The sequence below is a fragment of the Parapedobacter defluvii genome (genome assembly GCF_014642075.1).
Classification (GTDB): domain Bacteria; phylum Bacteroidota; class Bacteroidia; order Sphingobacteriales; family Sphingobacteriaceae; genus Parapedobacter; species Parapedobacter defluvii.
This window is the reverse complement of record NZ_BMIK01000018.1, coordinates 41,685-58,500: the sequence shown is the minus strand read 5'-3', so window position 1 is coordinate 58,500 and position 16,816 is coordinate 41,685. Positions and strand designations below refer to the sequence as shown.

General features: G+C 49.4%; 16 protein-coding genes. 4 read left to right on the top strand and 12 right to left on the bottom strand.

The genetic code is table 11. The annotated features are described in order from the left end of the window. Positions 1-19 precede the first annotated feature (19 nt). The 8 genes from kdpA to nhaA form a co-directional block, all read right to left on the bottom strand. Entirely contained in the window at positions 20-1,705 is a 1,686-nt protein-coding gene (gene kdpA, locus IEX60_RS19510) for a potassium-transporting ATPase subunit KdpA (RefSeq protein ID WP_188753089.1), read from the bottom strand. Positions 1,706-1,849: 144 nt separating this feature from the next. Then, positions 1,850-1,927, bottom strand: coding sequence for a potassium-transporting ATPase subunit F (locus IEX60_RS25190; protein ID WP_188507220.1), 78 nt, complete (start codon positions 1,925-1,927; stop codon positions 1,850-1,852). A 123-nt stretch (positions 1,928-2,050) separates the two neighbouring features. Next, entirely contained in the window at positions 2,051-2,407 is a 357-nt protein-coding gene (locus IEX60_RS19500) for a DUF7674 family protein (RefSeq protein ID WP_188753088.1), read from the bottom strand. Positions 2,408-2,644: 237 nt separating this feature from the next. Beyond that, the gene (locus IEX60_RS19495) at positions 2,645-3,019 is read right to left on the bottom strand and encodes a DUF7674 family protein (protein ID WP_188753087.1); all 375 of its coding nucleotides are present in this window, start codon (positions 3,017-3,019) and stop codon (positions 2,645-2,647) included. Between the two features lie 170 nt (positions 3,020-3,189). Further along, positions 3,190-4,548 (bottom strand): sigma-54-dependent transcriptional regulator, encoded by a 1,359-nt coding sequence (locus IEX60_RS19490; RefSeq protein ID WP_188753086.1) that lies wholly within the window; start codon positions 4,546-4,548, stop codon positions 3,190-3,192. Positions 4,549-4,578: 30 nt separating this feature from the next. Further along, positions 4,579-5,427, bottom strand: a complete 849-nt coding sequence (locus IEX60_RS19485) for a universal stress protein (RefSeq protein ID WP_188753085.1) — start codon at positions 5,425-5,427, stop codon at positions 4,579-4,581. Positions 5,428-5,437: 10 nt separating this feature from the next. Then, positions 5,438-6,280 (bottom strand): alpha/beta fold hydrolase, encoded by an 843-nt coding sequence (locus IEX60_RS19480; protein ID WP_188753084.1) that lies wholly within the window; start codon positions 6,278-6,280, stop codon positions 5,438-5,440. After that, positions 6,264-7,463 (bottom strand): Na+/H+ antiporter NhaA, encoded by a 1,200-nt coding sequence (nhaA, locus tag IEX60_RS19475; RefSeq protein ID WP_188753083.1) that lies wholly within the window; start codon positions 7,461-7,463, stop codon positions 6,264-6,266. The genes IEX60_RS19480 and nhaA overlap by 17 nt, the downstream gene beginning before the upstream one ends. Before the next feature lie 113 nt (positions 7,464-7,576). On the opposite strand from nhaA, the gene IEX60_RS19470 reads away from it, so the two are divergent. Genes IEX60_RS19470 through IEX60_RS19460 form a run of 3 tightly spaced genes read left to right on the top strand, consistent with a single transcriptional unit; the run spans position 7,577 to position 11,279 of the window. Further along, positions 7,577-8,629 (top strand): sensor histidine kinase, encoded by a 1,053-nt coding sequence (locus tag IEX60_RS19470; RefSeq protein ID WP_229717663.1) that lies wholly within the window; start codon positions 7,577-7,579, stop codon positions 8,627-8,629. Between the two features lie 4 nt (positions 8,630-8,633). Next, positions 8,634-9,311, top strand: coding sequence for a response regulator (locus IEX60_RS19465; RefSeq protein WP_188753082.1), 678 nt, complete (start codon positions 8,634-8,636; stop codon positions 9,309-9,311). Positions 9,312-9,338: 27 nt separating this feature from the next. Continuing rightward, entirely contained in the window at positions 9,339-11,279 is a 1,941-nt protein-coding gene (locus tag IEX60_RS19460) for a KUP/HAK/KT family potassium transporter (protein ID WP_188753081.1), read from the top strand. Positions 11,280-11,324: 45 nt separating this feature from the next. Here the strand turns inward: IEX60_RS19460 and mobC are convergent, their stop codons facing one another. The 4 genes from mobC to IEX60_RS19440 form a co-directional block, all read right to left on the bottom strand. Continuing rightward, positions 11,325-13,463, bottom strand: coding sequence for a conjugal transfer protein MobC (mobC, locus tag IEX60_RS19455; protein WP_188753080.1), 2,139 nt, complete (start codon positions 13,461-13,463; stop codon positions 11,325-11,327). Positions 13,464-13,481: 18 nt separating this feature from the next. Next, a complete protein-coding gene (locus tag IEX60_RS19450; protein WP_188753079.1) occupies positions 13,482-14,798 on the bottom strand; it encodes a relaxase/mobilization nuclease domain-containing protein in 1,317 nt (438 codons plus the stop codon). Then, positions 14,780-15,190, bottom strand: a complete 411-nt coding sequence (locus IEX60_RS19445; RefSeq protein WP_188753078.1) for a mobilization protein — start codon at positions 15,188-15,190, stop codon at positions 14,780-14,782. The genes IEX60_RS19450 and IEX60_RS19445 overlap by 19 nt, the downstream gene beginning before the upstream one ends. Before the next feature lie 180 nt (positions 15,191-15,370). Continuing rightward, complete coding sequence (locus IEX60_RS19440; protein WP_188753077.1) at positions 15,371-15,550, bottom strand: hypothetical protein; 180 nt, start codon at positions 15,548-15,550, stop codon at positions 15,371-15,373. A 195-nt stretch (positions 15,551-15,745) separates the two neighbouring features. On the opposite strand from IEX60_RS19440, the gene IEX60_RS19435 reads away from it, so the two are divergent. Then, the gene (locus tag IEX60_RS19435) at positions 15,746-16,798 is read left to right on the top strand and encodes a S1 family peptidase (protein ID WP_188753076.1); all 1,053 of its coding nucleotides are present in this window, start codon (positions 15,746-15,748) and stop codon (positions 16,796-16,798) included. Positions 16,799-16,816 lie beyond the last annotated feature (18 nt).

The window sequence follows — 16,816 nt, the reverse complement described above, 5'->3', positions numbered from 1 at the left end:
ACTTCTCCTTACTCAAAGATTACATGGAAAAAAACTCGGCAATAGGACCTAGTGCCAGGGCTGGAAAGAATGCCAGGGCCGCCACAATGAAAATAACGGCGAAAACCATCAGGCCAAAGGTGGAGGTATCTGTTTTGAGTGTACCTTCACCCTCCGGTATGAAACGTTTCTCGGCCAACAGGCCTGCAATGGCTACCGGCCCTACGATCGGAAGGAAACGCGATAAGATCAATACGAATCCGGTACTGATGTTCCACCACAGCGTATTGTCCCCCAATCCCTCGAAACCACTGCCATTGTTTGCCGATGCGGAGGTGTATTCATAGAGGATCTCACTGAAGCCGTGGAAGCCGGGGTTATTCAGCGTGGAAGCCCCAAGCTCCGGGAATGCGGTGGCCAAACCGGCTCCGACCAAAATCATGAACGGATGGATCAGCGCGACGATCATGGCAATCTTCATTTCGCGGGCTTCTACTTTCTTTCCTAGGAATTCCGGGGTACGGCCTACCATCAGGCCGCTTACAAACACGGCGAGGATAATAAAGATAAAGAAATTGAGTATCCCTACTCCAACACCGCCGTAAAAGCAGTTGATCATCATGGCAAGCAACTCGTTCATTCCGGAAAGTGCCATGGAGCTATCGTGCATGGAATTGACGGAACCGGTTGATATGACCGTTGTCACTATACTCCAGAATCCGGAGGCTGCTGCCCCCAAACGCACTTCTTTTCCCTCCATCGCGCCGAGCGTATTATCGATCCCCATTTTTTCGATGGCGGGGTTGCCGTTCATTTCCATCAGGATATTCGGGATGGCAAGCATCAGGAAACCGACGGTCATCACGCCGAAGATCATCCAGGACAGCCGCTTCCGTCGAATGAAATAGCCAAATGCAAACACCATCGCTAAAGGGATGATCAACTGGCCAATCATTTCTACCATGTTTGACAAATAAGAGGGGTTTTCAAACGGATGGGCCGAGTTGACGCCAAAAAACCCGCCGCCGTTCGTGCCAACATGCTTGATCGGAACGAAAGCGGCTGCGGGCCCCCGTGATACTTCCACAGTGTTGCCCTCCAGGCTGACAATGGTGTCTTTTCCCTCAAAGGTCATCGGTGTTCCATCAAACGCCAGAATGACGGCAATCACAAAGGAAACCGGCAGCAGTATGCGCGTGCACGACTTCACGAAGAAATCGTAAAAATTACCCAGACTGGATGAGGTCTTCTCCCTGAATGCCCTGAATACGACGGCAGCGGCGGCCATCCCGGTGCCGGCACTGACAAATTGCAGGAACATCAGCCAGAACTGGCCCAGGTAACTCAGACCGGTCTCGCCAGAATAGTGTTGCAGGTTGCAGTTTACCACAAACGATATGACTGTATTGAATGCCAAATCTGCAGACATGCTTGGGTTCCGGTCGGGGTTCAGCGACAAACTACCCTGTGTCATGAGTATCAGCATCCCCAACAGGAACCACACCATATTGATGGTCAGCATCGCCACCATGTGCTGCTTCCAATCCATCGGTAAGCGCGGGTCTATACGACTGGTCCTATAAAATAGTTTTTCAATGGGATTGAAGATCGGGTCGAGTCCTGTTCTTTCCCCGCCGTATACTTTCGCGATGTATTTTCCAAAAGGAATCGCGAGAACGATTGCGGCAATGAACATCACGACAACCCCTATTAATTCGGTATTCATTTTCTCTTAATTTTTAATTTTCTTAATTTTTAATTTAATGTGCATATGTTACTTTGTAATAGGCCAAAAGAAGCAGGGCAACCGCAAAAAGGATAATTGCAATTGCTGCCAGCCAACGTTCTTGTTTAGCTTTGTTCATGGCCATCAAAATTTCTCGGGTCTCAACAGAACATACAGGATGTATGTGAAAACCGCTATCGCCAGTAGAAATAAAAGAATCATGGTTCTTATTTTTAATTAATTTTTACCAACAGCATTAGAAGACTCAGCGTTAGGAAAAGCACTGCCGCAATGATCTTTGCCACCGCCGTAACAACGATTTCCCGTTTCGTCCAATGCTCCTGTTCATTTTTGCCCATTCCAATTTTCCAGTATTGTTTTTAGGTAGGCCTGCCTGAGTTCCTTTGGAAAAAGGGCCATGTGTGCCTTTAGTGAGCCAGGTGATTCCTGGGACGCCAGGACAGACAGGAATTCGTTTTCGATAGCATTTCGGTCGTGCAGGCAACCTCCTGTGTAAAGTAAATTCACGACTTTTAATGCCTCCAGCGCATCCGCGCGTTCGGTAGCGTCACCCACGATTTTCCGCAGAAATAGATCCGCGGCTTCGCGAAGCGCTTTATAATCGTCAACCGGGTCGGTGCCGGTCAACGCTGCGGGTATCCATTCCCGCAGCGTTCTAATGATCTTTGTTTCGCAATCCATGAGTTCAGATGTTTTTGAAAAAATCGATAGCCTTGAAGAACAGCGCAAAACATGCGAGCCCGGCTACCACCAGTAATACTGTTAACATAATGCTTATTGAATAATTGCTGATGACTCTAATAGTAACTCCGACCGCGATGAATACAAGGAAGAAGTACATGAGGCAGTCAAATGGTCTGATCTTCTGGTATGCCTTGACCGTCTTCCTGAGTTCCGCAACAGTCTTCTTCCTTTCCATTACATCCGTTCGTTCAATACCCGGTTCTGCACGGTAAATACCGAATACAGGTTGGCGGGCATATGTTCTCGTATTCGCTCCCAATCCCAGTTTGTGCATTGATTGCGCAGGCCATTGAAAGAACGCACAAACACATTGGCGATGGTTTCCCGTATTGCGCCATCCCCGCGGCCGTACATCCAGCCGACCAGGTTCATGCAGCGCAGGACTTTATCGAGCTGCTTGTCCCTCACCATGTCACGCATGTAGTTAACCACCGCCTGCATCACCCCGGCCACGTTCTCTTTTGAACGGATGTGGCTGATTTCATCCCGGATGTCCGGCAGCTCACTCGCCACAATAAACGAGAATTCTTTCTTATTGATAGTTTCCATATCTTTTAATTTTGCAGTCCCTTATACCAATTGCACACCAATGGTGACAAGCATCTTACAACAAGCTATCAATCAGCGAGAAATATTTTCGGAACCAAAATCAACCAATAAAAAACCCTATCAAAATGATAGGGTGTTTATCAGGATAATAAGATGTTGCGTGGATAACGCTACCGGGGAATAGAAATGGCGTATTCCTCTATTTTGCGGTAAAGCGTTGCGATGCTGACTTCCAGCAAACGGGCGGCTTCTGCCTTGTTGCCCGCGGTGTGATTAAGGACTTTCTGGATCTGCAGTTTTTCTGCCCCGGCCAGCGAGAATGCGGATAGGGATGGTTTTAACGGCGAGGCCTCGGATTGGATAAACTCGTACGGCAAGCTATCGGCATGAAGGATATTGCCGTCGCTCAGGATGATGCTACGTTCGATCACGTTCTTTAATTCGCGGATATTCCCTTTCCATGGATGCGCTTTCAACGCTTGCAAATAACCATCAGAAAGGACTGTTTCTCGCTTATTCAATTTTGCGGTAAACACGCCGACAAAATACTCGGCCAGCATAACGATGTCTTGGGGGCGTTCCCGCAAAGGGGGCAAGTTAATCGTAAAAATAGACAGTCGGTAATAGAGGTCGCTTCTGAAGTGGCCCTGATCGATTTCCGTTTCAAGGTTTCTGTTCGTTGCCGCAACTATGCGCACATCTACCCGCGTGGGGACGGTATCCCCCACCATCAGGAACTCCCCTGTTTCCAGTACACGCAGCAACTTCGCCTGCAAATCATAGGACATCTCGCCGATTTCATCCAGAAAAATCGTCCCTCCATCCGCTTCCGAGAACAACCCTTTCTTATCTTTCGATGCTCCGGTAAAAGCGCCCTCACGGTGGCCGAACAGCTCGCTTTCCAGCAGTTCTCGGCTGAATGCCGAACAATTAACAGCGACAAATGGCTGTCTGCTTCGATTTCCTGCGTGATGGATCGCCTGCGCAAACACCTCTTTCCCGGTTCCGGTTTCGCCGAGCAACAGCACGGTGGTATCCGTTTGGGCCACTTTTTTCCCGAGGTCGATTGCTTCCAGTATCTGTCTCGAGCTACCGATGATGTTGTCAAAGGAGTATCGCTGCCCGACCCGTCGTTCCAATTGTTGCACGCGTTTGGCGAGCAGTACTTTTTCGTAAGCCCGATTGATCAGCGGGATAATCCGGTTATTGTCGTTCCCTTTGGTAATGTAATCGAATGCACCATCTTTGATGGCCTGCACCCCATCCGGAATGTTACCGTAAGCGGTAAGCAGGATAATCTCCGTAAGCGGTTGGATCTGCTTTACCTCGCTGATAAACTCCACGCCGTTTCCATCGGATAGCTTGACGTCGCATAAGACCACTTCGTATTGCGTTTTGGCAAGCTTCTGTCGGGCAATCTTTAATGTGCCTGCCTGTTCAACCTGGAATCCCTCACCCTGCACACCAATAATTCTGGCCAGCAGATTCCGGAGTTTTTCCTCGTCGTCGATCAATAAAAGCCGTTTCATACTTTTACAAAGGTAACGTAATTTTCTCCATTACCGGATTTCGTCCCTCAATAGCAACACCGGTGTCTTCGGTTGGTGGATGATTGCTTTTGCCAGGCTTTTGTGCATTAGCTTTTCGAAGAAACTGCGGCCTCCGACCAGGGTAAGTACCGTCAACGAGGCGTTGTGTCTGCCAAGTATCTCATCCACCAGTGCTATGCTTTCTCGGCCGTGAACTAGTTCACTGTCCAATTGAACCGGAGAAGCCATGCTTCCCAATCGCTCTTTCCAGGCTTCCAGTTTTTGTCTGTCCTCTTCTGTCGGCGGCGTACTTTCCTCATGGATGTGCACGAGGGTGCATTTCCATATCAGATCACCAAACAATGTTACCAGCCACTTAAGGGTTTCATTGTCCGCTTCCTGGTAATCCGTAAAGAAGGTGACTTTTTCCGGTTTGATGTCAACCGCATTCAAAGGCATAATCAGTATCGGTACACTGGCCACTTTCGCCACATCGTAGGTATTGCTCCCAAGCAAACCCATTTTCACGCCGGATGCACCATGTGTACCCATGATAATCAATACGTTCTTGTTCTCAGCGATGAAGCGTTCAACGGCATCGGTGAGGTCTGCTTTCACTATGCCTGTAGAAATCTGGGGGCTGTCTTTATCCAATCCGAGCGCTTCAAGGAAACCGCTCATGCCTTTTTGCGCGCCCGCTTCTGCCCGCTGTTCATCTGTCCGGTTGGCCAGTTCGCTTTGAAAGGCCGAATGAAATGCCATATAGGCGTGCAAAAGATACACTTTGCAAACCATGGTTTCGCTTAATTTCAGTGCGTATTGGGCTGCTTTCACTGCATTAGGTGAGAAATCGGTTGGTACCAATATTACTTTTTCCATGCTGCGCATTTTAATTTATTAAAAACTTCTGTATTTGCTTTTCAACTTCAATTCGGCAATCATCAATCCAGATCATGTGTCCCCAAGGATTTTCAAGTAGGACAAGCTGAGCATGCGGTATATATTCTTTTGCATGTCGGGCATGCTGGACGGCAACACTTGCGTCGTACTTGCTATGCAGGATTAGTGTCGGGCAATCCACCCGGGTTAGTGATTCCTGGTCCACTTCCTGTTTAAGATCGTTGAGAAAACCTCGGCCGGAATCGTAGACACTGAGTGCGGCAGCCAACCGGAAAGCCTCCGGCCGGCTGATAAGATGCCTCGATTGGGTTGAAAACTCCCTGAAAAACAATCTACCAAGTAGCATGGGCGCGTCACTTGCCATGAAGCGTACGAATAGCCACGCAACTGATTGGATAGGCGGACGGAAGAGGCGCTTAGCCAGCCGATATTTCCTGTCTTTCTGCCCAAGCCAGGTTGTGGTTACCGAGGAAGCAAGAATCAGTTTCTGCACGCGGTCATTATTTTTTGCGGCAAAAGCGATCGCTGAAGGCCCTCCGGCGGAAGCCGCATACAAGATGACTCGGTGGATGCTCAACCCGTCTAGCAGCGCCGCCATCAATGTCGCCGTTGCCGCAGCGGATTCATTGTGTTGAAGGGAGGTTTTGCCATAGCCCGGCCGGGATGGTGTAATTAATTCATATTTACTGGGATCAAAGCCCAGGTGATACAGCCGGTCTATCGCGTTGGAATGCCCGCCATGAAAAAACAGTACAGGCTGGCCGCTTCCATAGCGCGTGTATTCAACGGTTCCTTTATCCGTTTCGAAGTATTGCCTAGCTAAGTGGTTCATTCGAGCTTATCCGGTGTTTTCTTGCAATGCGCGATAACAATAAGGCGCCTAGAATTCCCGATAAGAATGAGGCTACCAACACAGAAAATTTTGCCTCAGCCATCAGCAATTCCTGCCCGGTAAAAGAAAGGAGCGCGATGAAGATGGACATTGTGAAGCCTATACCCGCCAAAAACCCGACGCCGATAATATGTGACCATGTTGCTTTTTCGGGCATGGTACATAGCCGCAGTTTGACCGCAAGCCAGGAAATAACGGTTATGCCCACGGGTTTACCGATGGCGAGGCCCAGTATGATGCCCAGCCCAAGTGGCGTAAACAGCCCATGGAACATTTCTTCCTGAAACCTGATATTGGTGTTTGCAAGGGCAAAAATGGGCATGATGACGAAATTCACCGGCTTGACCAGCAGGTGTTCCAGCTTTTCAAGGGGCGACTCCTTAGCATCTGGGGTTGTAGGGAGCGTCATCGCGACCAGCACGCCCGCTATCGTGGCATGTATGCCGGAATGGTGTACGAAGTACCAGATAAAAAGGCCCGGTATCAGGTATAGATAGATGCGTTTCACGCCGAGCCGGTTGAATAGCAGTAACAGTGCGAATAAGCCCACGGCATAGAGCAGGTAGGTGAAATGCAATTCGGAGGTATAGAAAACCGCGATGACCAGTATTGCCACCAGGTCATCCACGATCGCCAATGCGGCCAGAAAAATCTTCAGGGAAGCCGGTACTTTCTTTCCGAGCATGGTGATGATCGCCAAAGCAAATGCGATATCCGTCGCCATCGGTATGCCCCAGCCGGCCGCTGTCGGTGTGCCGGAATTGAAAAGTGTATAGATCGTGGCGGGAACCAGGACACCACCGATCGCTGCCAGAATGGGCAGTGCCGCCTTTTTGGGCGAGGACAGTTCACCCTCTACCAATTCCCGCTTGATTTCCAGGCCTACCATCAGGAAAAAAATGGCCATCAGCCCGTCGTTGATCCATAGCAACACGGAATATCGTAGGTGGAGCTGTTCGGTATGAATACCCCATTCACCCGTCAGGAAACGTTCAAAATGTACACCCAAAGGCGAATTGGCCACCACCAACGAAACAATGACGCAGCACAGAAGGATGATTCCCCCGGCGGAGCCGGATTTGAGGAATTCACGGAATGGACGTAAATTGATGATCGGGTTCATGGGGCTAAATTACCGAATCGAACAGGCAAAAGCAGGATTTCGCTGATTTCTTTATAAAATCTTTATACCTGAGTTCCTAACTTTGCGGCAACATAACCCCTGATTTGACCACGGTGAAAATCCATCCCTTTTGGCAATTTTTGATCGGCACGGCATCGATTGCCTTTCTGGCGCTGGGTTGTTACATGCTCGGCGATTCCATCGATCAATGGGCGGTGGCGCTGATCCTCCTCGCCGCGGTGTCCGTATTGGCTGTACTGTTTGATATCCTGCCTGTACTTGCTGCTGCGCTGTTGAGTGCTCTACTACTCAATATCTTTTTCATCGAGCCTGTTCCGGATTATAAAATCCGGGATACGGAAAGCGTACTCCTGTTTTTCATTTACCTGTTTATCGCGCTGGTCAATGCCGTACTCACGAACCGGCTGCGGAAACAGGAAAAAAAAATACGCGACCGGGAAGAAAAGGAAAAGACCATCAAACTCTATAATACGCTGCTCAACTCGCTTTCCCACGAACTGAAAACTCCCATCGCAACGATTATCGGAAGCGTCGACACCCTGAAGGAAATCGATCCGGAAATCGGCTCCCAACAGCGGATGGAAATTCTGGCTGAAATGGAAATCGCGGGTAACCGGCTCAATAACCAAGTGGAAAACCTGATGAACATGAGCAGGCTGGAAACGGGCACGCTGAAACTGAAGCGGGATTGGTGCGATGTCAATGAACTGATCTTTATGGTCATCCAGAAACTTCCTGCCACAGATACCATCCGTATCCGTTTTGAACCGGATGAATCCCTGCCGTTGGTGAAGCTGGACGGGGGATTAATTGAAACGGCCGTGTATGCATTGGTGCACAATGCTACCCGATACACCCCGAAACAGACGCCAATTGAAATAGTGACCACTTATAATAAAGAAAATAACCTGTTGATCGATGTGCTGGATAGCGGGCGGGGCATCCCCGAACCGGAAATAAGCCACGTATTCGAGAAGTTTTACCGGCTTCCCAATTCCGGAACGGGTGGTTCCGGATTGGGGCTATCCATCGCCAAAGGTTTCGTGGAAGCCCACGGCGGCACTGTTTGTGTGGCCAATCAGGCCCAAGGCGGTGCATTGTTCCGTATTATCCTTCCGGCCGAGGTCTCCAGATTACAGATATAAGCCCATGAACAAACCGACGGTACTGATCATCGACGATGAACCCCAGATACGGAAGCTACTGGAAATCAACCTTTCCAGCAAGGGATATACCGTCAGGCACGCCGAATCCGGAAAAGAAGGATTACTGCTGGCTTCCAGCCACTTTCCGGATGCGATCGTGCTGGATCTCGGATTGCCGGACATGAGCGGCCATGAGGTACTACGGCAGCTCCGTGAATGGTATAACAAGGCCATTGTGATCCTATCCGTACAGAACAGTGAAAACGATATCGTCAGCGCACTGGAAAACGGGGCAAACGACTACCTGACGAAACCATTCCGTGTGGGGGAGCTGCTGGCCAGGCTGCGCTCCGCCATCCGTCACAGCGATTCAAGCGTCGTGGTCCAGACCGTCGAGACGGGAAACCTGGAAATTGACCTCATGGCAAGGGTCGTCAGGCGGGGGGATGAAATCCTGAAACTTACATCGACGGAATACAACCTGCTGGCGCTGCTCGCCCGCAACGAGGGGCGGGTGCTCACGCACCAGTTCCTGCTGAAAGAGGTATGGGGCGTCAGTTTCCAATCGGAAACCCAATATTTACGGGTATTCATCGCCCAGATCAGGAAGAAGATCGAAGATGACCCGAACCGCCCGGCCCATATCATTACCGAAAGCGGCGTCGGTTATCGCTTTCAATAAACCACATAGGGATTCTTATCAGGCATCATGAGACAACATTCACACACCCACCCACTCACGGCAGCAGGGCTGCTTGTGGCACTGGGTATCATCTATGGTGACATCGGTACCTCACCGCTTTACGTTTTCAAGGCAATCGTCGGGCAGGAAGCGATCAGTGCTGACTTGGTATACGGAGGATTGTCCTGTATCTTCTGGACATTGACATTGCAGACCACCATCAAATATGTTATCATTACCCTCCGTGCCGATAACAAGGGTGAAGGGGGCATTCTTTCGCTGTTCTCGTTGGTACGGAAACGGGGGCTTTGGGTCGTTTTCCCGGCTATGCTCGGGGGTGCTGCCCTATTGGCTGACGGAATGATTACACCAGCGATCACGATATCCTCGGCCATTGAGGGGCTGGATATTTTTTTTCCCCACCTGCAGACCGTGCCCATCGTTCTGGTTATCGTCCTTGCGCTATTTTCCCTGCAGCGTTTCGGTACCGCCATTGTCGGCCGGCTGTTCGGACCGATCATGTTGCTCTGGTTTTCGATGCTGGCCGTGTTGGGCCTAGCCCATCTCGCGGGTGATTTTTCGGTATTAAGGGCAATAAGCCCGCATTATGCCATACAGACGATTGCAACCCATCCCAATGCGCTGCTGATCATCGGTGCGGTATTTCTCTGCACCACCGGCGCTGAAGCACTGTATTCCGACCTCGGCCACTGCGGCCTGAAAAACATCCGTATCTCCTGGATATTCGTGAAAGCCTGCCTGCTGCTTAACTATTTCGGGCAGGGTGCCTGGCTGCTCGGCCACGAAGGCGGCATACTTGACGGCAGCAATCCGTTTTATGCGGTGATGCCTGCATGGTTCTTGCCCTACGGTATTTCCACCGCCACCATAGCCGCCGTCATTGCCAGCCAAGCCATGATTTCCGGCGCGTTCACGCTGGTATCCGAGGCCGTGCGGCTGAACCTTTGGCCCAAAGTGCGGATTGTGCATCCCAACATGCTGAAAGGTCAATTGTATGTACCGTCGGCGAACTGGATACTGCTGATGGGCTGTGTACTGGTCATCCTGGTATTCCGTGAATCGGCCCGCATGGAAGCCGCATACGGACTGGCCATCAATATCAGCTTCATTGTTACCACCTTAATGATGACGGTTTTCCTTCTGCAGCGACGTGTGTCAAAGGTCCTAGCTTTCGGCTTCCTCGTAGTCTATCTGCTCATCGAGATTGTCTTTTTCGTGGGCAATGTATCGAAATTCTCACACGGTGGCTGGCTCACCCTGCTGATTACGGCCGTGGTGTTCACGGTGATGCTGTGCTGGTGGTGGGCACGGAAGATCAAGAACCGGCATACCCGGTTCGTGGATATCGGGAAATACCTCCCGATCATCTCCGAAATCGGCGGGGATACCTCCATCCCGCTTTACGCCTCCCAACTCGTCTACCTCACCAGTGCAAATTTCGAGTCAGAGATCGAGGAAAGTATCATCTATTCCATCATCCGGAAAAAGCCCAAACGGGCGGATGTGTACTGGCTGGTACATGTCGATGTGACGGATTCGCCCTACACGGGTGAATATGAAGTGACCCACTTGGTTCCGGGTAAGGTGATCCGGATCGATTTCCGGCTGGGTTTCCGTGACGAACAGCGCATCAGTATATTATTCCGTGAAGTCGTGGAGAATCTTGTCGAAAACGGCGAAGCGGATATTAAGAGTAATTTTGAGACGCTACGCCGACACAAACTGGACGGAGATTTCCGGTTCGTGGTACTGGAGCGTGTGCTGTCCGGATCCTCGGAATTCAACTTTCCGGAACGCATCGTACTCGATGGATACAGCATGTTGCGGACCTTCAGCCTTTCCGAAGAAAAAGGGTTCGGACTGGATTCCAGTTTTGTGACCGTGGAAAGGGTACCGCTGATGGTTCCCAATCAGACCGGAAAGGGCAGGCTGAAACGGGTGAAGTAAATCGGAATATCTCTAAAAAAATAGCGACATGTAATTTGATTGTTTTCACATGGATGTGGGACGACTGTTTGTATTCCGCTTTCCGGTGTTCTTTTTGCTTTGACGCGGTATCGACGGGCGTTGCCTACCGCTTCCGGTGGCTGGCGTTTTCGCACTGCGTTTCCTTCTTTTTTTCTGTTGGGGTGCTGGCGTAAGTTTCTCACCATTTTCTGCGGTTTCCATTTCCGCTTCGATTTTTTGTAATTCATCTACCATCAAGCTTTGTATGTCATGCTTGATTTTGAGGTAATTTTCCCGCACGTCTTCTTCCGTGATGGAAGCAACCTTTGGGATAGGTCTGTAAGCCGCTTCTTCCGCTGCAATGGCGGCATGGTCGTTTTGTATTTCGGCATGGAATATCTTTTGGGGAATCTTTTCTTCGGGATTGTCGGCCACCATGCCTACGAACGTACCGGAAGAAAGCGTCGATATTTTGGATGCGGGGATGGCATAGTCCAACTGCGTGGATTTGGTGAATGTGGTATCGCTGCTGCTCAGGGTACTGCTGGTACGCTCCTGTGCGATTTTGCCGAACGTTTCTGAAAGCGACTTTGCCGTCTCTCCGGTGGCTTGGCCACTGATGATGTTGCCGACTACACTGAATATGACATCGGCTGTTTCCCTGCCGTAATCCCGCTTTACCTGTTCCTGATTCTGGACTGCCAGGGTGATTGCGGCTAAATTTGACCTTGCAGTGGCCAGAAGTCCGTCGATGCCCGAACCCGACGTGCCGCCCACGTAAATCGTGGGAAATTCGTCGAACAATAGGGAACATTTCTGCTGGTCTTTCCTGTTCACCAGCTTAAACATGCGGGAAACATACAACGACAACACCGCCCCGTAAATCTGTATTTTTTGGGGGTTGTTGCCAAGGCAAAGGATTTTGGGGGATTTGGGATTGTTGATGTCGAGCGTGAAATCATTGCCGCTCAATACCCAATACAATTGGGGTGAGGACAAACGTCCAAGTCCGATTTTGGCCGACGCAATCTGCCCCTCAAGTTGCTCTTTTGCCTGATTTTGGTAGGCCAGCAAAAAGGGACTGATTAAAGCCTTTATTTCTTCTTGCCGGCTTAGTACCGCAAAAAGCGGGTCGTAGTCAACCTGCATCAGTTCCAGTGCGTGCGGCAGTGTGCAGTATATGCCGTCCTTGTATTTCCGCAGGTACCAGATGATGGCGGTCAGGAAATTGATTGGTGATTCCACGAAAAAATCCCCGATTTTGGTCGACCAGGACCTGTTGAGGCCGAGCATGATCGTCCGGCTGGCTTCGGTGGCATCGGTGATGTCTGTCATGCTCTGTGGGTCGAGTGGGTTGCATCGGTGTGTTTGGTTCAGGTTGTCAAAGTTAACGATGTAGAATTTTGGGGTTACGTGATATTTCTTCCGGTATTGCAGTAGCTTGTTATAGGTAATGCGTGTGAGGTCTGGATACTTGAAATCGTAGACGAACATCGTAAACCCTTTGCGTATGTGCTGGTCGATGATATGGCGTATCACGAAATATGATTTTCCTGCACCGGGGGTCCCGATCACGAGAAGGCCGCGAAATGGGTTGATAAAATTTAGCCAACTGTCGCGTAACTTGCCTTTGAGACTGTACTTGGCCGGAAGATTTATGGAGTATTCGTTTTCCAGCAGTTTTTCTTCCTGCGGGAAGGTTTCATTGTCCGTATTGAACGGGTCGTTTTGCAGGGCGAATTTGACAAGACGGGATAGGTGGGTGCCGCCCACGAGCGTGAGTAGGTAGCCCGTTGCAACGGTACCGATATAGCAAACGGCAAGGGTATCGGCTTGGAAAGGTAGGCGCAATGTGAGGACGCTGGCGAAGTAGCACACCACGCCAATGGCGATATGGACGGCGATGCCACGCCAACCGACTTTTTCATCTTTGCGGCCTTTTATACCCAATAGGGATATGGCAAGGAAAACCAGTGCTGCGAGCTTGGGTTTGGTCGTACCGTCGAACAGGCCCGTTGTGAGGAGGTTTGCCAAAAGGGTGTCCGCTATTTCCGCTGTGAATCCCCAATACCGGAATACGGGGTAACAGATAAGGTAGGTATGGATACCCAATACCGCTATGCTTATTAACCTGCTGAGGTCTGCGATTTTACGCAGGGATTGGATGTCTTCTCCGGTTTGCATGTTTCAATGGGGTTTGGGTTATCTGGATATTCGTCTGCCCTTTTTCTTCTTCTTTTTGGGGATGCGGGGCGCATAGTCGGGTGTGGTTTTGCCAAGTAGAGTTTCGAGTAGGTCTTTACCGTCGCCCGTTCCATATTTTTGCGGACGGCTCATTTCCAGTGCGGCTTTCAGATAGTTGGTTGGGCTTTTTACATGGTGCAGGAACGTCCCCAGGCGTGGACGTGGCAATGTTGTCTTGGCTTTTGGGATCAGTTTCTGTTTCGTGCCGTTGGGGATGTCCTTGGGGCCGAAAGTGCCGGATATGGATTTGGCACCGTATTCTTTTCCAAGGTCACTGCCATTGAATATGGTTTTGTTTACGTTGTCCACATAGGTGATGCCGTATAGCTGCCCTTGTTCGCTTTGCCGGAAGACCGCATGGATGCCCTGTTTTGCCAATTCGTTGATGAACGTGGGGTCGGTGAATTGGGTGTGGCTTTCCATCGCCTTGTCGATGTGCTGCTTAAGGCTATCTTTGTGTCGCTTGCGATTTTCAGCGTTGCGCTCGAATCGCTTTTCAAGATTGGCCAAGGTGGGTTTCCCGTATAGGGCACTGGCCTTGATGGGAATGCCTATCCGTTTGCCGTTTTCATCGGTAAGTGAGAATTGCAGGCCACCCCTTTCGTACATGCGAGAGCTTTCATTTCCACGGTGTGCCACGACGTTGTACTGGCTGAGCGCGGCATTGAGTTCGGCAAGGCTGGTAAAGCTATATTCTTTCACCACGGCACCCACAACATTGGTGATGGCCCGCTTGGTTTGGGATTTGCCGTAAATGGCCTTTTCAATTTCCACGGGTTTGATGCCATAACCTTGCTCTTGCTCTCGCCCCCGCGCTTTGACGAGTTTGTATTTTTCTTCGATTTCCTGCCTTGCTTCTTCCGACTTGGTACGCCCGATGTTATGGATGTCAATGCGTTTTCCGTTCGGCTGGATGTTTACCGTGGCGATATGGATGTGTGGATGGGCCGCATCGTGGTGGCGGTAGACGATATAGGGTTGGTCGCCAAAGTCGATACGTTCCATGTAGTCGATGGCTATCTGCTGCATTTTTTCGTCGTTGATTTTTTCGGCGGGGTCGAAATTGAGCGATATATGCAGCGTATTGGTTTTTACCCTGCCGTTGAGCATGGTGAGATGCTCGAATCGCTGCTTTTTCTGCTGCATGTCCATATCCGCTATTTCCCCCGCAAAGCCGCTTGCGAGGATGAGCCGTGCCACTCCTTCCTCTACCTTATGCTCGTTATAATGCAGCACACCACCGATGTCTTTTCCGCTTATGATTTTTGCAACCATAGCTTCGCCAGTTTTGAGATGAGTGCAAGGAGTTTATCTATCTTGGGTTCGATGCATTTGTATTCGTCGGTCGTCCTGATGTGATGGAAAATCCGCTCACTGTCGTTTTCACTGAGGTGGAAACGGTGGGTTTGCTGATTGATGTTGATACCGATGGCCTTGATTTCCTTGCGTATCAGTGCCATTTCCTCCATGGGGCCACTGAGCGAGATGTCGCGGTGCAAATAATTAATCCGCTCGCTGGAGAGGATCTTCCTTGCCACTTCGGCGATGCTTTGGCAATCACTTTCCCTGACCAGTTTTTCAAGCCGACGGTAGGTTTTTCCGTCCACCCTTGTACGGATGAAATGTTTCAGTAAACCATCTTGGTCATGTGCTTTTTTTCTTCCCATGTCATTGCCTTTTGGGGGATGTTCCGGACAGTTGCGAGTTCCGAAGCGACTGTCCCGACAATGGGTCGGCAAGAATTTTTGTGGACAAAAATACATCTTGCTCCCCCCACGCGGGGGGCCACCGCTCCCTAACGCAAGTGCCGGAACAGGCTGTTTGTGCATTGCTTTTTGGTCTGCGTATTATGGCAGTTCCGGTGTGTCCGTTAGGTCAATCTTTTCCACATCGGGGAGTGGTATGGATGCGCGGAGTACCTGCCGGATGCGTTGGCGTGGTGTGTCTTTCTTTCGTCTGAATTTGAGTGCGAAACTGTTTGCTGGATGGCGGTTGCCTCTGTTGCGTTTACGTGCGTGGTTGTTCATGGCTATCCTAATTTTGTTGAGTCAAAATTGCGCAGCCGGAATGGGGGAAATTGGGTACTTTTGGGGAGTACCGTGAAAAGTTTGAATATTCCAAGGAGCCAGAGGAAGACCTCTATGTTTTCGTTAAGTCATTATTTTGAGTAAGAAGATCAATCATATTTATGGTTATATTAGTGGCTATAATATATAGGAAAAATGATGCGTTACGAGGAATATATACCGGACTTGGAGTTTAGTAAGCATCCGGTTAATGCAATGACCGCCGTTAGAATTATGCAGTTCATGGATGGCTTGATTAGGAGAGGACCATCTGAATGGATTAGCCTACACTCATTTGTACAGAAATTGTGGTATGCCCAAGTATACTTCGACGAATCATGTTATTTAGCGATAATACATGAGTCTTACCACGCAAGCGGAACGGTTAATGTAGGCAAGGTGGACGACGATGATATGGTCACAAAAGCAAGGCAATTGGTCGATAAAATCGCCTATCCTGATATTCCGCAAATTGTAGAAGCACTTGGAAGCGATTCGTACCTGTTTGACAAGTTCACCTATGTAAGTCGTTTTACTAACAATAGCCTAAGTTTCCATCATATACAGGATGTAATATTAGATTATTTACGAAGATATGTGCATCCAGAAATGTGGCGTAGAAATCAAAGTAGGGTATTGGCAGCAATCCCTACACCGCCTAACTATGACATACAAAAAATTCTAAATAATATCTATGTCATTGAATCTATGAGTGGGATACAAGGCACTTGTTTTCATTTAGCAAACTACGGTTTAGTTACTTGTGAACATACCGTCGTTGATGATAGTTATGTTTTTAAAGCTGATGATTTAAAAAATAAATATCCAGTCAAAATCTTTAAAAAAAATGAAGTTATTGACTTAGCAATAATTCAAGCGGATGGTCTTGCCTTGGAAGACGGTCTACAAATCGGAGATAGCGACAAGGTTAAGTTAAACGACCACATGGCTGTGGCGGGCTTTCCAAATCATAACTATGGCGACACTGGAATCTTTTCACCAGGCCTGATAGTAGGTTTTAGGATGGCATCTTCAATCCGACGTATGCTTGTAAATACTCCTCTTATTGGAGGAAATAGTGGTGGACCAATCATTGGTGAAGGCAATAAGGTCATAGGTGTTGCGGTTACAGGTGCAGATAAAATGGAAAATGCTCCGTTGACAGAAAATCACGGTGTTATTCCTATATCTGCTTTAAATTTACTTTAGCATAGTTTCAAGTCAATC

What these genes read in the sequence shown, in the direction of transcription:
- kdpA (WP_188753089.1), bottom strand. Translation starts at nt 1,705, where the DNA reads ATGAATACCGAATTAATAGGGGTTGTCGTGATGTTCATTGCCGCAATC.
- IEX60_RS25190 (WP_188507220.1), bottom strand. Translation starts at nt 1,927, where the DNA reads ATGATTCTTTTATTTCTACTGGCGATAGCGGTTTTCACATACATCCTG.
- IEX60_RS19500 (WP_188753088.1), bottom strand. Translation starts at nt 2,407, where the DNA reads ATGGATTGCGAAACAAAGATCATTAGAACGCTGCGGGAATGGATACCC.
- IEX60_RS19495 (WP_188753087.1), bottom strand. Translation starts at nt 3,019, where the DNA reads ATGGAAACTATCAATAAGAAAGAATTCTCGTTTATTGTGGCGAGTGAG.
- IEX60_RS19490 (WP_188753086.1), bottom strand. Translation starts at nt 4,548, where the DNA reads ATGAAACGGCTTTTATTGATCGACGACGAGGAAAAACTCCGGAATCTG.
- IEX60_RS19485 (WP_188753085.1), bottom strand. Translation starts at nt 5,427, where the DNA reads ATGGAAAAAGTAATATTGGTACCAACCGATTTCTCACCTAATGCAGTG.
- IEX60_RS19480 (WP_188753084.1), bottom strand. Translation starts at nt 6,280, where the DNA reads ATGAACCACTTAGCTAGGCAATACTTCGAAACGGATAAAGGAACCGTT.
- nhaA (WP_188753083.1), bottom strand. Translation starts at nt 7,463, where the DNA reads ATGAACCCGATCATCAATTTACGTCCATTCCGTGAATTCCTCAAATCC.
- IEX60_RS19465 (WP_188753082.1), top strand. Translation starts at nt 8,634, where the DNA reads ATGAACAAACCGACGGTACTGATCATCGACGATGAACCCCAGATACGG.
- IEX60_RS19460 (WP_188753081.1), top strand. Translation starts at nt 9,339, where the DNA reads ATGAGACAACATTCACACACCCACCCACTCACGGCAGCAGGGCTGCTT.
- mobC (WP_188753080.1), bottom strand. Translation starts at nt 13,463, where the DNA reads ATGCAAACCGGAGAAGACATCCAATCCCTGCGTAAAATCGCAGACCTC.
- IEX60_RS19450 (WP_188753079.1), bottom strand. Translation starts at nt 14,798, where the DNA reads ATGGTTGCAAAAATCATAAGCGGAAAAGACATCGGTGGTGTGCTGCAT.
- IEX60_RS19445 (WP_188753078.1), bottom strand. Translation starts at nt 15,190, where the DNA reads ATGGGAAGAAAAAAAGCACATGACCAAGATGGTTTACTGAAACATTTC.
- IEX60_RS19440 (WP_188753077.1), bottom strand. Translation starts at nt 15,550, where the DNA reads ATGAACAACCACGCACGTAAACGCAACAGAGGCAACCGCCATCCAGCA.
- IEX60_RS19435 (WP_188753076.1), top strand. Translation starts at nt 15,746, where the DNA reads ATGATGCGTTACGAGGAATATATACCGGACTTGGAGTTTAGTAAGCAT.